Raw genomic sequence first — 13,112 nt, 5'->3', positions numbered from 1 at the left:
GCAGATGCTGACAGAGCATCAGAGGCGTTCCGCCAGCGCGACCAGGATGGGCAGAGCGGCGGCCAACCGAGACCGTTCCTCCTCGGTGAGCGAGTCGACAGCCGCGGCCAGCTGTTCAGTGATGACCTGTTCCCGACTGTCCAGCGCGCCACGCCCCGCATCCGTGATCACCGTGATGACCCGCCGCCCATCGACCGGATCAGGCCCGCGCGACACCATGCCGCGGCGATGCAATCCACCCAGCACCGTGCCGATCGCCTGAGCGGTCACCTTCTCCAGGTTGGCCAGCTGGGCCGAGGTGTGCGGCCCTTCCCGCTCCAGTCGCGACAGGACCGCGAGCTCGGTGAAGGAAATGTCATCGCCTGAGGCATTCGTGTACAGCTGGCGGATACGCCGGGCCAACCGCCCGACCGCGAGCCGCAGATCTTTCGCGAGCACGAAGACAAGTCTAGCTTTATCAATCTGGCTTTGGTAATTTCACCGCACCATGTGCTACGACAATGACGCGAAACCACCTGCCCACGCCGCCCCCGTCACCGGCACGACGGCCTCCGACACCAAGGTGACCTCGGCCGACGGCACCGCGTTCGCCGCCTACGAGGCACGTCCCGACGACGTCCGCGGGCCGGGCGTGGTCATCCTGCCCGACGTACGCGGGCTGCACGACTTCTACAAGCAGCTCGCCCTACGCCTGGCCGAACAGGGCCACCCGGCCATCGCCATCGACTACTACGGCAGGACCGCCGCCGACGACGAGCGGGGTGAGGGCTTCCCCATCATGGAGCACGTCTCCAAGCTCGGCAGGCAGACGATCCAGGACGACATCATGGCCGCGGCCGACCGGCTGGGCAGGCCGGCGGTGGCGCTCGGGTTCTGCATGGGCGGGCGCAACGCGTTCTTCGCGTCGGCGCCGCGCTTCGGGTTCGCGGGCGTGATCGGCTTCTACGGCGCGCCGGGCATCGCGGGCCCGTACGGCCCGGGGCCGACCCAGCACGCGGCCGAGCTGGGCGCGCCGATCCTGGGCCTGTTCGGGGGCGCCGATCACGGGATCACGGGTGAGCAGGTGAGCGAGTTCGGTGAGGCGCTGACGGAGGCGGGGGTGGAGCACGAGCTGATCACCTACCCGGGCGCCCCGCACGGCTTCTTCGACGCCACCGCCGCCGAGCACGAGGAGGCCTGCGCGGACGCGTGGAAGCGAGTACTGGCCTTCCTGAGGGCCCTCAACCAGTAGTAGTGGTGCGCATGGTCAGCGCGGCATCCTCCAGAGACAGGACGACCGTAACGGCCCCCAACTCCCCCGCACGCCGAACATGCGTACCACCACACGGGATAGACGTCTCACCCTCCGGCAGCGCGCAGTGCCACGTACGGCGGGCCGTCAGCCCGGGCCCCGGCACGTCGAGCCAGACCGCCGCGTCGGCCGCGACCCACGCCTTGAGCCGGTCGTTCACCTCCGCGGTGACCTGCGAGAGCTCCAGCCCGTCGGCGGAGAACCCCTTCTTACGCAGGGACTTGCCGAGGCGGTAGACATCCTCGCTGCCGAAGGGCGAGATCCGCGACGAGGTGATCGCGCTCTGGTCGAAGTCCGGGTGGCCGAGCCCGTCCGGCGCCACCGGCTTGCGCCAGTGCCCGGCCAGGGCGGCGTTGAGCGCGAGCGCGGCCAGGTGACAGGCGGTGTGCCCGGCGGACAGCGCCGCCCGATGGCCCGGGTCCACCTCCAGCGCCACCTCGGTCCCCACCGGCAGCGGGGTGTCGGTCACGTGGACGACCAGCCAGGCCCAGCCCTCGGTGCCCCGGCGTACCGGGATGTCGGAGCCGAGGAAGATCTCGCCGGTGCCCGACTGGGCCCCCGTGACGCAGTCGGCCACCGGCAGCCCACCGATCGTGCCGCGATCGGCCGGCTGGTCCGGCCAGGTGTGATCAAGCGGATGGAACGGGGTTTCGGCGACGACGAGGCCGTGCCGGCCCCCCGCCGGCACGACCCCGACGACCTCCGAACGGCCACTGACATGACCGTCGGGGAAGGTGACGACTGTCGAATTCATCCGCCTATTGTGGCAGGCACGCGCTGGTCGTCCTGCGAGGCGTCCAGCGACGAGGACTCGTCCTCGAGGTAGCGGTTCCGCCCCGCGTACAGGCCGGTGAAGAGCTGCACGACCAGCACCGCGAAGATCAGCGCGTACGGCAGCGTCCACCCACCGGTCATCTGGTGCAGCACCCCCACGAGCAGCGGCCCCGCACCCGCGATCAGGTACCCGGCGCTCTGCCCGAACGCCGACAGCGCGGCGGTGGCCTCCGGCGTACGGGTGCGCAGCGCGAGCATCATCAGCGCCAGCGGGAACGACCCCATGCCGATCGCCACGAACGTCACCCAGACCGCCGCCGTCGAGATCGGCGCCAGCCAAAGCCCGGCGAACCCGACGGCGTAGCAGGTGACGAGCCCGACGACGACGGGCCGCTGGTCGGCGAAGCGCGAGGCGATGACGGGCACCAGGATCGAGACCGGGATGCTCAGCGCGGTGAACACACCGAGCACCAGCCCGGCCTGGCCGGTGGTGTAGCCGCCTTCGGTGAGGATGGTGGCGAGCCAGCCGAACATGATGTACGCGATCATGGACTGGCTGCCGAAGTAGAGCGCGACCATCCAGGCCAGCTTGCTCCGGGCAAGCCGGCGAATGCCCGCGTCCCCCCGGCCGGTGTGCCGCTCCGGCTCACTGCGCAGGAGCGCAAGCCACGGAATGGCGGCCACGGCAGCCAGGGCCGCCCACACGCCGAGCGCGATGTGCCAGTCACCCGACGCGCGCTCGATCGGCACGGTGGCCGCGGCGGCGAGCATGGTGCCGACGGCGAGTGCGACGGTGTAGACGGTGGTCATGATCCCGGTTCTGGCCGGGAAGTGGCGCTTGATCAACGTCGGGATGAGCACGTTGCCGACGGCTCCGCCGGACAGCGCGACCGCGCTGCTCAGCAGGAACACCGGCGCGGAGTCGACCAGCGACCGCACGAGCATGCCGGTGCCGAGCGTGACGAGGGCGAGCAGCAGCAGCCGGTGCTCGCCCACGCGCCGGGCCAGCGTGGGCGTGACCGCGCCGACCGTGGCGAAGGCCAGCACCGGCAGCGTGGTGAGCAGGCCGGTGCCGACGCTCGACATGCCGAGCGCACCGGCGAGCTGGTCCAGTAGGGGGCCCACGCTGGTCACGGCGGTGCGCAGGTTGAGCGCCGCGAGGACGATACCCAGCACGAGGAGCCAGACGAGGGATCTGCCTTTGGTCTCTTGGGCGAGCACACTCATGCGGGGGCGTTTCCTCCACTCATCAAGTCATGGGATGAATCGCCATCTTAACAGGGCCGAAACGCACATTTATTCCAGACCATGACGAAACCCCCCGAGACACTCGGGGGGCTTGTCGTCAAACCATCACAGAACGGGCGGCGGCTGCGGCGGCTCGTTACGCGGAGGCGGCGGCCCGGGCACCGGGCCGGGCGGCGGGAGCGTGGCGCCCCCAGGAAACTCGCCGCCACCACCGATGGTGCCGGGCGGCATCTGGCCCCCGGTCCCGGGTGGCACCGGCTGGTCGCCGGGCTCGTAGCCGGAGCCGCTCTGGTGCGGTCCTGGCACCTCGCCGCGCCAGGCGCCGGTCTCGCCGCCGCGCGACTCGATGAACGACTTGAAGCGTTCCATGTCGTTCCTGATGCGCAGGCGGACGATCTGCAGCCAGTCGCCGGCCGTCTCGATGAACCCCTCGGGGTCGTACTCCATCTGGAGCGTGACCCTGGTCGTGTTCGGGTCGAGGTGGTGGAAGGTCACCACACCCGCCTGGTGCGGACGGTCGGTCGACCGCCAGGCGACCCGCTCGTCCGGATGCTGCTCGGTGATCTCGGCCTCGAACTCCCGCTTCACTCCCGCGATCTCGGTCGCCCACGCCGTACGCGTGTCGCTGAGCTGCTTGACGGATTCGACACCCTCCATGAACTCGGGGAAGCTCTCGAACTGCGTCCATTGGTTGTATGCCACCCTGACGGGGACCTGGACATCTACTGAGTGCTCGATCGTGCTCATGGGGGTGGCCCCTGCCCGGACCCGCGATCGGTTAACGCCTGCGCAACAGCCAGTAGAGGCCGACGAACGGCAGGACCAGCGGGATGAACAGGTAGCCCTTCCCGTAAACCGACCAGACGGTCGCCTCGGGAAAGGCGGCCGGATCGAGGACGCTGGCCGTGCCGATGAGCAGCACGCCCGCCAGCTCGACGCCCAGCGCCGCCAGCGCGAGGGTGCGCGCGCCACGGATCAGCGCGACGGTGAGCAGGATGTAGACCAGCGCGGCGAACGCCGACAGCGAGTAGGCCAGCGGCGCCTCCCCGAACCGGGTGATGATCTGCACCGTGGCCCGCGCGCCCGCGGCGAGCGCGAAAAGCCCGTAGACGGCGACGAGCGCCCGGCCCGGCCCGCTGCCGAGGGACGGCGCGGTCACGGGAGGCCCTGCCAGATCTGCAGCAGCCGGCCCGTCATCACCGCGATCGCGAACCCGGCCACGACCAGGATCGCCGGCCCCCACCGGCTCCGCTCGGCCAGCGCGAGGAAGACCCCCGCCGGCGGGATGACCGCCTGCCCGGCGAGGTAGCCGTAGAGCGTGGTCTTCGTGGCCGGACCCTGGCCGCCGACGACCGCGGCGATCACGATGCCCGCCTGAACCAGCACCGCCACCTCCAGCACGGCGAACCCGATGAGCAGGACCATGCCCATGGGCCGGTTGCGGATCGCGGTGATCAGGCTCGCCAGCGCGAGCAGCAGCGAGCCGACGATCACGATCGTGGCGACGGTGGTGTTCATCGGGAAAAGGCTATCGCCCGGGTAGGTCGCCCTCGATTCCGTCCAGCAGCCAGTTGAGCCCCCGCTCGTAGGTGTCGTCGGCGCCCGCCACGCCGCCCTCGATCAGCGGCGCGAGCCGGGGGAACGCACCGCTCGCGACCAGGTCCCGCATGTACGGCTCGGCGATGGCGGTCCGCTCGGCGTCGTTGACGCCCATCGTCCGGGGCGCGGTGCGCTCCATCGACTCGCGGATGATGTAGCCCAGCGAGTAGTCGTCGACCGTGGCCAGGATCCGCCACTTGGTCAGCTGGTCCACCTCCAGCCCGTCGAGCGCGGCCAGCGACTGCTCGACATGGCGCAGGCCGTTCGGCCCGACGGAGACGCGCTGGGCGACCAGGTCGACCCGCCACGGATGCCGGCGCACGACCTCCCGCTCGCGCCGGGCGATGGTCAGGATCGCCGCGCGCCAGTCCTCCGGCAGTGGCTCGTCGACCAGCACCTCGGCGGCGATCTCGTCGGCCATCAGGTCGAGCAGGTCTTCCTTGCGCTCGATGTAGGAGTAGAGCGTCATCGCGCGGGCGCCCAGCTCGGTGGCCACCCGCCGGATCGAGACCGCCGCCAGCCCTTCGGCGTCGGCGATCGCGATCGCGGCGGCCACGATCGCCTCCCGGGTCAGCGCGGGACGTCGCTGCGGCGCGGGCCGCGACCAGACGGAACTCACGGGCTCAGTCTAAGCGAGCCGATACACCGTACGAATGGTGCTACGGTGTACGCCATGCGATACAGCGTACGAGATCCCCTCAAGACGACCGGCCTCGTGGTCCTGCTGGGTGTGATCATGACGATTCTCGACACGACGATCATGAACGTGGCGGTCAACGCCCTGGCCCACGACTTTCACACGACGCTGTCCACCATGCAGTGGGTGATCACCGGCTACCTGCTGGCCCTGTCCATGTCGATCCCGGTCACCGGCTGGGCGGTCGGCCGGTTCGGGACGAAGGCGGTCTGGCTGACCTCGCTGGTGCTGTTCGCCGGCGGCTCCGCCCTGAGCGCCGCGGCCTGGTCGGTGGGCGCGCTGATCGCCTTCCGCGCGGTGCAGGGGCTGGGCGGCGGCCTGCTCATGCCGGTCGGCCAGGCGATGATCGCCCAGGCCGCGGGCCAGGACCGGATGGGCCGGGGCATGGCCATGATCTCGGTGCCCGCGATGCTGGCCCCGGTGCTCGGGCCCCTGCTCGGCGGCGTGATCGTGCGCAACCTCGACTGGCGCTGGCTGTTCCTGGTGAACCTGCCCGTCTGCGTCATCGCCCTGCTCGCCGCGATCAAGCTGCTGCCCGGCGGGCCGCCGAGCGGTGGCAGCCGCCTCGACGTGCTCGGTCTGGCGCTGCTCTCCCCCGGCCTGGCCGCGCTGGTCTTCGGCCTGTCGGAGGTGGGCAACGGCGCCTCGCTCGCCCATCCGGCGCTGTGGTGCGGGCTCGCGCTGGTGGCGGTGTTCGCGGTGCGGGCGGTACGGACTCCGGGCGGGCTGCTCGACCTGCGGCTGTTCGGCGACCGGACGTTCGCCGCCGCGGTGGCCGCGCTGATCTGCTACTCGGCCGCGCTGTTCGGCGTGACCGTGCTCGTCCCGCTCTACAGCCAGCTCGCCCAGGGCGGCGACGCGCTCGACGCGGGGCTGCTGCTGGCGCCGATGGGCGCCGGCGCCGCCCTGACCATGCCGATCGCCGGCAAGCTCACCGACCGGAGCGGGCCGCGCGGGGTCGGGGCGGCGGGCGTGGTGCTGGCGACGCTCGGTGTGCTGGGGTTCATGCTGTTCGGCGGGCTCGTGCCGATGTTCGTGCTGGGTCTCGGGCACGGGCTGGTCGCGCCGTCCGTGGCGGCCGCCGCGTTCAAGACGGTCGAGCGGGCCGCCATGCCGGCCGCCTCGACGCTGAGCACCATCTCGATACGGCTGGCGTCGTCGTTCGGCGTGGCGCTGCTGGCCGTACTGCTGCAGGTCTTCACCCGGGCGGGCGTCGCGGAGCCGTTCACCTACGCGTTCGGCTGCGCGATCGCGCTGGCCGCCGTCTCGCTGGTGCCGATCGCGCTCATAGGATCGTCAGTATGGAAAGAGTCCTCGTCAGCGCCTGCCTGATGGGCCGGCGGGTGCGCTATGACGGCGGCGCCAAGACCAGCGCCGACGCGCTGCTCGCCACCTGGCGCGAGGAGGGCCGCCTGGTGCCGTTCTGCCCCGAGGTGGAGGGCGGGCTGCCGGTCCCCCGCCCGGCCGCCGAGATCGAGGGCGGGGTGAGCGGCGCGGCCGTGCTGTCGGGGGCGGCCCGCGTGCTCACCGCCGACGGTTCCGACGTCACGGCCGAGTTCCTGTCGGGCGCGCAGTCGGCGCTCGCCGTCGCCCGGTCCTTCGGCGTACGACTGGCGGTGCTGAAAGAGGGCAGCCCCTCGTGCGGCGCGCTGACCATCTATGACGGCACCTTCCAGGGCCGCCGCACGCCCGGTCAGGGCGTCACCGCGGCACTGCTGGAGCTCAACGGGATCCGCGTCTTCACCGAGGACCACCTCGCCGAGGCCGCCGCCTACCTGCGCAGCCTCGACCGGTAGAGCGCGCCGACCAGGCCCGCGATGAGCAGCGCCGCCATCGTGCGGTGATACCAGGTGTTCAGCGCGGTCGTCTCGGCCGCCCCGAACGCCAGCGCGAGTATCCCCATCAGCACCCCGGCCAGCGCCCCCGCGTGCGTGTAGATCAGCCCGTCCCACGCCCACGGCCGTCCGGTCAGCGCGCCGCGGGCGCCGATGAGCAGGACCACGCCGCAGAACGTCTCCACGATCGCCGCCGGTACGATCACGGCGTCGTGCAGCGGGCCGAGCGTGAGCCCGGTGTGCAGCAGCGCCGCACAGAAGAAGATCAGCGCATAGGCCACCGAGAGGGCTCCCAGCGCTTTCCGCAGTGCGTCCATGCCCTTACGCTGGCACCTCGCGCGGTGATCGGAATCGGCCCCAGGTCGATGGCTCGGCTACGCCGTCCGCGGTAGTGGGCGATCATCAGTACTCCCAGGTGTCCGTACGCTGCTCGCCGCTGATGCACCACACGCCCGAGCCGTGCTCGCCCTTGACCAGGTCCACCCTGATCCAGCCGGTGTTCCTGGCGACCTTGGCCGTGTAGCCGCCCCTGGGCGTGGCCGACACCAGCCGGCAGCCCTCGGGGCCCAGCGTGAACGCCACCTCACCACCCTTCACCGACACCACCCGCAGGTTCTTCGGGGTCCTCGTGGGCGCAGGTGTCGGCGTCTTCCGCACCGTGGGTTTGGCTCGGGTTGGGATCGGCCTGGGGGTGGGCGTTTTGGTGCGGGTTGGGGTGAGGGTGGGCGTGGGTGTGGGCGTTCTGGTGGGAGTACGGTCGCCGTCCGAGACCGCCTGCGCCACGAACGGCTCAACTTGGACATCGTCCACGAACTCGGTACGCAAGACGCCGCGCACCCCGAACCACGACACTGAGATCGCGACCACGGTGGCTCCACACCAGATCACGACGTATCTAAAGGCGCGACGCATGACAAGGATTATGTATGGGTGGGGTGAATGGCGACGGTTCTTGTAGTCGAAGATGATGAATTCGTCCGATCGGCGATCATCCGCGAGCTGACCGGCCGGCAGCACGCGGTGCGCAGCGCGGGCTGCGCCCTGGACGCGCTGCGGGAGATCTCGCAGCACCCGCCGGACGCCGTCATCCTCGACCTCGGCTTACCCGACCTCGATGGCTCGGAGGCGCTGAGGATGGTGCGCGGCATCTCCGACGTACCGGTCATCGTGGCCACGGCCCGCGACGACGAGACCGAGATCGTCCGGCTGCTGGAGGCGGGCGCCGACGACTACCTGGTCAAGCCGTTCTCCGGCGGGCATCTGGGCGCCCGGCTGGACGCCGTGCTCCGCCGGGCCAGGTCCGCGCCACCGCCGCAGGTGCTGCGCGTGGGCGGGCTGGTCGTCGACGCCAACCGGCGGGCGGCGGAGCTGGACGGCGGGCCACTCACGCTGACCAGGCGCGAGTTCGATCTGCTCGCCTACCTCGCCACGCGGGCCGACCGGGTCGTCACCCGCAAGGAGCTGCTGACCGAGGTCTGGCACCAGGCGTACGGGGACGACCAGACCATCGACGTGCATCTGTCGTGGTTGCGCCGCAAGCTTGGCGAAAGCGCCTCGAACCCCCGCTACCTGCATACCGTCCGAGGTGTCGGCGTCATGCTGTCCGCACCCCGATGAGGCGGGCCCTGGCCGTACTGATGGTCGCCGTCACCTCGATGGTGGCGCTGGCCTTCCTGGTGCCGCTCGGCCTGATCGTCAAGGAGACCGCGCGGAGCAAGGCGGTGGCCGGCGCGGAGCGCCAGGCGTCGGCGCTGGTCCCCGTGCTGGCGCTGACGACCAGGACGGAGGACCTCGCGCACGCGATGGCCCGCACCGACGCGGGCCGGCGCGGCCTGCTCGCCATCCACGTCAAGGGCGGCCCGACCGCGGGCACGTCCCGCGCCCCGGCCGCCGACGTGGCGCGGGCGGCGGCGCAGACCAGGGCCGGCACCGTCGAGCTGCCGGCGGGCCAGGTGCTGCTCCGGCCGGTGGCGCTGGACGGCGACCGGGGCGCGGTGATCGAGGTGTTCGTGCCGGCCGACGACCTGAACCGCGGGGTCGGCACGTCCTGGGCGGTGCTGACCGGCGTGGCCGTGGTGCTCGTGCTCGGCTCGGTACTGGTCGGCGACCGGCTGGGCGCCCGCGTGGTCCGCTCGGCCCGCCGGCTCGGCTCGGCGGCCACCGCGCTGGGCGCGGGCGACCTGAGGGAGCGCATCCATCCCGAGGGACCGCCGGAGCTGGTCGCGGCGGCCACGGCGTTCAACGCCATGGCCAACCAGGTCACGCATCTGCTCGCCGCCGAACGCGAGCTGGCCGCCGACCTGTCCCACCGGTTGCGTACGCCACTCACCGCGCTCCGGCTCAGCCTCGACCAGCTCGGCACGCAGGCCGAGCCGAGCAGGCAGGCGCTGGCCCGGCTGGAGGGCGAGGTGGACACGATCATCTCCGCGGCCAGGCGGCCGTCGCGCGCCGACCGGGCCTGCGACGCGGCGCAGGTGCTGCGCGACCGGCTGACGTTCTGGTCGGCGCTGGCGGAGGACCAGCAGCGGCCGTGGCAGCTCATCGGCGCCACGCTGCCGGTACGGGTGCCGGTGCCCGCGGCCGAGCTGACGGCGGCGGTGGACGCGCTGCTCGGCAACGTGTTCCGGCACACGGCCGAGGGCACCGCGTTCAGCGTGTCCCTGCATGAGGGCAAGGACACGGTCGGCATCCTGATCTCCGACGCCGGTCCCGGCATCGCCGATCCGGAGGCGGCGCTGGAGCGGGGCACCAGCGGCGCCGGCTCGACCGGGCTCGGCCTCGACATCGCCCGCCGGCTGGCGGAGTCGTCCGGCGGGTCGCTCCGGCTGGACCGCTCGTCGCTGGGCGGGGCCCAGGTGCAGGTCTGGATCCGCCGTACTGAAAAGCCGCCTAAGCCAACCTTAAGAGCGGTTTAAAGAGGCTTTTTCGCCCTTTTTCATGCTTCAACGTGATCTGCATGCAGATCACCCGCAAGGCCATCGCCGCCGCCGTCCTGACCGCGCCCACGCTGTTCGTCCTGACCGTCGCGCCCGGCGTCGCCGACGCCCACGGCACCATGAACAACCCGCCCAGCCGCACCATGGTCTGCTTCAGCGAGAACCCGGAGAGCCCCAAGTCCGCGGCCTGCAAGAAGGCCGTGGAGATCGGCGGCACCCAGCCGCTCTACGACTGGAACGAGGTCAACCTGGCGAACGCCGCGGGCCGGCACCGCGAGATCATCCCGGACGGCAAGCTGTGCAGCGCGGGCCGCGACAAGTACCGAGGCTTCGACCAGGCACGCGCCGACTGGCCGGCCACCGGCATGGCGAGTGGCGCGTCGTTCACCTTCCGCTATCGGGCCACCGCTCCGCACAAGGGCTCCTTCGACCTGTACGTCACCAAGGACGGCTATGACCCGACGAAGCCGCTCAAGTGGTCGGACCTGGAGTCGAAGCCGTTCCTCACCCAGCGGGACCCCGCGCTGACGGACGGCGCCTACACCCTCCAGGGCAAGCTCCCCGCCAAGCAGGGCCGCCACCTCATCTACGCCATCTGGCAGCGCAGCGACAGCCCCGAGGCGTTCTACTCCTGCTCAGACGTGACCTTCGGCGGCGGCACGACCACCCCGAACACCCCGACCACAGCGCCCACGACCAAGCCGACCGCCACCGCGACGCCCACGACCAAGCCCACGGCCACCCCGACGGGCGCTCCCCCGGCGCAGCAGCCCGGCGGCATCACCGTGTCGTCGATCAACGCGGGCGCCGGAGTCAGCCCCGCCTCGGTCCAGGTGGGCCGGCGAGTGACGGTCACGGCGGTGTGCGGCGGGTCCACGGTCCGCGGCGTGGCCTCCGGAGCCCTCAGCCCGCGCCGGGCGGTGGCCCCGGTGTCCGCCGTCGCCTGGACGCCGTCGTTCAAGGCCGTCCGAGCAGGCACGTACGCGGTGGTCGTCTACTGCCAGAACGGCGGCCAGGCCCGCGCCGTCCTCACCGTGCGCGCCTGACCACATCTCAACAACTGTGACAAATGGGTCTTCTCAGGATGAGGTCCGCTGGTTACCTTCAGGCAGCGCGGCTGTTTACGGGGCTGTCCGCGCTTGCCCAACATCCCAGACCGGGATCTACCAAGCGATCTCCCTCTGTCCACCCCCCACGGAGGCACCCGATGAAGCTCCTCGCAGCATTAGGCGCTCTCGCCCTGGCCTTACCCCTGGCGCTCAGCGCGCCCGCGCCGGCGGCCGTCGCGGCCGCTCCACCGAACATCTCCCTCACCAACGTCAAGGCCCACCTGGCCCAGCTGCAGACGATCGCCACCAACAACGGCGGCACCCGCGCGCACGGCCGGCCCGGCTACCTGGCCTCGGCCAACTACGTCAAGGGCCAGCTCGACGCCGCCGGGTACACCACGACGCTGCAATCCTTCACCTACAACGGCGCTACCGGCTACAACGTGATCGCCGACTGGCCGGGCGGCGACCCCAACGACATCCTCATGACCGGCTCCCACCTCGACAGCGTCACCGCCGGCCCCGGCATCAACGACAACGGCTCGGGCTCGGCGTCGATCCTGGAGGTCGCGCTGGAGGTCTCACGCCAGGCGCTGCAGCCCACGAAGCACCTGCGCTTCGCCTGGTGGGGCGCCGAGGAGCTGGGCCTGCGCGGCTCACAGTTCTACGTGAACAACCTGCCCGCCACCGAACGCGCCAAGATCAAGGCGTACCTGAACTTCGACATGGTCGGCTCCCCCAACCCCGGCTACTTCCTCTATGACGGCGACAACTCCGACGGCACCGGCTCCGGGCCGGGCCCGGCCGGGTCGGCGCAGCTGGAGCAGACCCTGGCGGCGTACTTCTCCTCCATCGGCGTCCCGACCCGCGGCACCGACTTCGACGGCCGCTCCGACTACGGCCCGTTCATCGCCGTCGGCATCGCGGCGGGCGGCACGTTCACGGGCGCGGAGGGGATCAAGTCGAGCGCGCAGGCGCAGCTCTGGGGCGGTACGGCGGGCCAGGCGTTCGACTCCTGCTACCACCGGTCCTGCGACACGACCGCCAACATCAACGACACCGCGCTCGACCGCAACGCCGACGCCATCGCCTACTCCGTCTGGACCATCGCCACCGCCACGCCGCCCGTGACCGTCTGGTCGGACACGTTCGAGACCGCCACCGGCTGGGTCACCAACGCCGGCGGCACCGACACCGCGACCACCGGCCAGTGGGAGCGCGGCGACCCGGAGGCGACGACGTCCAGCGGCGCCAAGCAGCTCGGCACCACGGTGAGCGGCACGAACGACCTGGTCACCGGCAGGCTGGCCGGAGCCAGCGCGGGCGAGAACGACCTGGACGGCGGCACCACCTCGATCCAGTCGCCGCCGATCACCCTGCCGTCCGGGACGCTCAGGCTGTCGCTCTCGTGGTATCTCGCGCACGGCAGCAACGCCTCCACCGCCGACTTCTTCCGCGTCAGAGTGGTGGGGAACACTACCAGCACGGTGTTCCAGCAGTTGGGGGCCGCGAGCAACCGTGACGGAGCCTGGAGCACGGCCAACGCCGACATCTCCGCCTTCGCCGGGCAGAGCGTCCGCATCCTGATCGAGGCCGCCGACGCGTCAGGGGCGAGCCTGGTCGAGGCGGGCGTGGACGACGTCAAGATCACCCGGTAATGACCCAATGAGCCCGGGCCGCGCG

Annotated in this window: 16 protein-coding genes; 7 read left to right on the top strand and 9 right to left on the bottom strand. The window is 71.3% G+C overall.

Annotation, left to right across the window (positions count from 1 at the left end; genetic code table 11):
• Window positions 1–18: 18 nt before the first annotated feature.
• On the bottom strand, window positions 19–438 hold the full coding sequence (locus KME78_RS26520; RefSeq protein WP_219532064.1) for a MarR family winged helix-turn-helix transcriptional regulator: 420 nt from the start codon (window positions 436–438) through the stop codon (window positions 19–21).
• Window positions 439–487: 49 nt separating this feature from the next.
• Between KME78_RS26520 and KME78_RS26515 the strand changes: the two genes are divergently transcribed.
• Window positions 488–1,231 carry a dienelactone hydrolase family protein gene (locus KME78_RS26515; RefSeq protein ID WP_219532063.1) on the top strand — a complete coding sequence of 248 codons (744 nt, stop codon included), beginning with the start codon at window positions 488–490 and terminating at the stop codon, window positions 1,229–1,231.
• Here KME78_RS26515 and KME78_RS26510 read toward each other — a convergent pair.
• From KME78_RS26510 to KME78_RS26485, 6 genes are all read right to left on the bottom strand, one after another.
• Complete coding sequence (locus tag KME78_RS26510; protein WP_219532062.1) at window positions 1,221–2,045, bottom strand: alanyl-tRNA editing protein; 825 nt, start codon at window positions 2,043–2,045, stop codon at window positions 1,221–1,223. The two genes, KME78_RS26515 and KME78_RS26510, sit on opposite strands and share 11 nt — an antisense overlap.
• Window positions 2,042–3,292 (bottom strand): CynX/NimT family MFS transporter, encoded by a 1,251-nt coding sequence (locus KME78_RS26505; protein WP_219532061.1) that lies wholly within the window; start codon window positions 3,290–3,292, stop codon window positions 2,042–2,044. Before KME78_RS26505 ends, KME78_RS26510 begins: the two co-directional genes overlap by 4 nt.
• 126 nt (window positions 3,293–3,418) lie before the next feature.
• Window positions 3,419–4,060: an SRPBCC family protein gene (locus KME78_RS26500; RefSeq protein WP_219532060.1), complete on the bottom strand. Its 642-nt coding sequence runs from the start codon at window positions 4,058–4,060 to the stop codon at window positions 3,419–3,421.
• Window positions 4,061–4,091: 31 nt separating this feature from the next.
• The gene (locus KME78_RS26495) at window positions 4,092–4,472 is read right to left on the bottom strand and encodes a hypothetical protein (protein WP_219532059.1); all 381 of its coding nucleotides are present in this window, start codon (window positions 4,470–4,472) and stop codon (window positions 4,092–4,094) included.
• The gene (locus KME78_RS26490; RefSeq protein ID WP_219532058.1) at window positions 4,469–4,831 is read right to left on the bottom strand and encodes a hypothetical protein; all 363 of its coding nucleotides are present in this window, start codon (window positions 4,829–4,831) and stop codon (window positions 4,469–4,471) included. The genes KME78_RS26495 and KME78_RS26490 overlap by 4 nt, the downstream gene beginning before the upstream one ends.
• Window positions 4,832–4,841: 10 nt before the next feature.
• Window positions 4,842–5,531 carry a TetR/AcrR family transcriptional regulator gene (locus KME78_RS26485; RefSeq protein ID WP_219532057.1) on the bottom strand — a complete coding sequence of 230 codons (690 nt, stop codon included), beginning with the start codon at window positions 5,529–5,531 and terminating at the stop codon, window positions 4,842–4,844.
• 54 nt (window positions 5,532–5,585) lie between these two features.
• Between KME78_RS26485 and KME78_RS26480 the strand changes: the two genes are divergently transcribed.
• Together KME78_RS26480 and KME78_RS26475 are read left to right on the top strand one after the other, a co-directional pair.
• Window positions 5,586–6,941, top strand: coding sequence for a DHA2 family efflux MFS transporter permease subunit (locus KME78_RS26480; protein WP_219532056.1), 1,356 nt, complete (start codon window positions 5,586–5,588; stop codon window positions 6,939–6,941).
• Entirely contained in the window at window positions 6,911–7,405 is a 495-nt protein-coding gene (locus KME78_RS26475; protein WP_219532055.1) for a 2-thiouracil desulfurase family protein, read from the top strand. Before KME78_RS26480 ends, KME78_RS26475 begins: the two co-directional genes overlap by 31 nt.
• Here the strand turns inward: KME78_RS26475 and KME78_RS26470 are convergent.
• Complete coding sequence (locus KME78_RS26470; protein WP_219532054.1) at window positions 7,381–7,761, bottom strand: hypothetical protein; 381 nt, start codon at window positions 7,759–7,761, stop codon at window positions 7,381–7,383. The genes KME78_RS26475 and KME78_RS26470 overlap by 25 nt on opposite strands.
• Before the next feature lie 85 nt (window positions 7,762–7,846).
• Window positions 7,847–8,311 (bottom strand): hypothetical protein, encoded by a 465-nt coding sequence (locus KME78_RS26465; RefSeq protein WP_219532053.1) that lies wholly within the window; start codon window positions 8,309–8,311, stop codon window positions 7,847–7,849.
• A 72-nt stretch (window positions 8,312–8,383) separates the two neighbouring features.
• On the opposite strand from KME78_RS26465, the gene KME78_RS26460 reads away from it, so the two are divergent.
• From KME78_RS26460 to KME78_RS26445, 4 genes are all read left to right on the top strand, one after another.
• Window positions 8,384–9,061, top strand: coding sequence for a response regulator transcription factor (locus KME78_RS26460; protein ID WP_219532052.1), 678 nt, complete (start codon window positions 8,384–8,386; stop codon window positions 9,059–9,061).
• Entirely contained in the window at window positions 9,058–10,359 is a 1,302-nt protein-coding gene (locus tag KME78_RS26455; protein WP_219532051.1) for a sensor histidine kinase, read from the top strand. The genes KME78_RS26460 and KME78_RS26455 overlap by 4 nt, the downstream gene beginning before the upstream one ends.
• Before the next feature lie 41 nt (window positions 10,360–10,400).
• The gene (locus KME78_RS26450; protein WP_219532050.1) at window positions 10,401–11,426 is read left to right on the top strand and encodes a lytic polysaccharide monooxygenase auxiliary activity family 9 protein; all 1,026 of its coding nucleotides are present in this window, start codon (window positions 10,401–10,403) and stop codon (window positions 11,424–11,426) included.
• A 161-nt stretch (window positions 11,427–11,587) separates the two neighbouring features.
• On the top strand, window positions 11,588–13,087 hold the full coding sequence (locus KME78_RS26445) for a M28 family metallopeptidase (RefSeq protein WP_219532049.1): 1,500 nt from the start codon (window positions 11,588–11,590) through the stop codon (window positions 13,085–13,087).
• Window positions 13,088–13,112 lie beyond the last annotated feature (25 nt).

This window comes from Nonomuraea guangzhouensis (genome assembly GCF_019396345.1).
Taxonomy (GTDB): domain Bacteria; phylum Actinomycetota; class Actinomycetes; order Streptosporangiales; family Streptosporangiaceae; genus Nonomuraea; species Nonomuraea guangzhouensis.
Note: the sequence above shows the minus strand (reverse complement) of the source record. Positions and strands in the feature narration are given on the sequence as shown.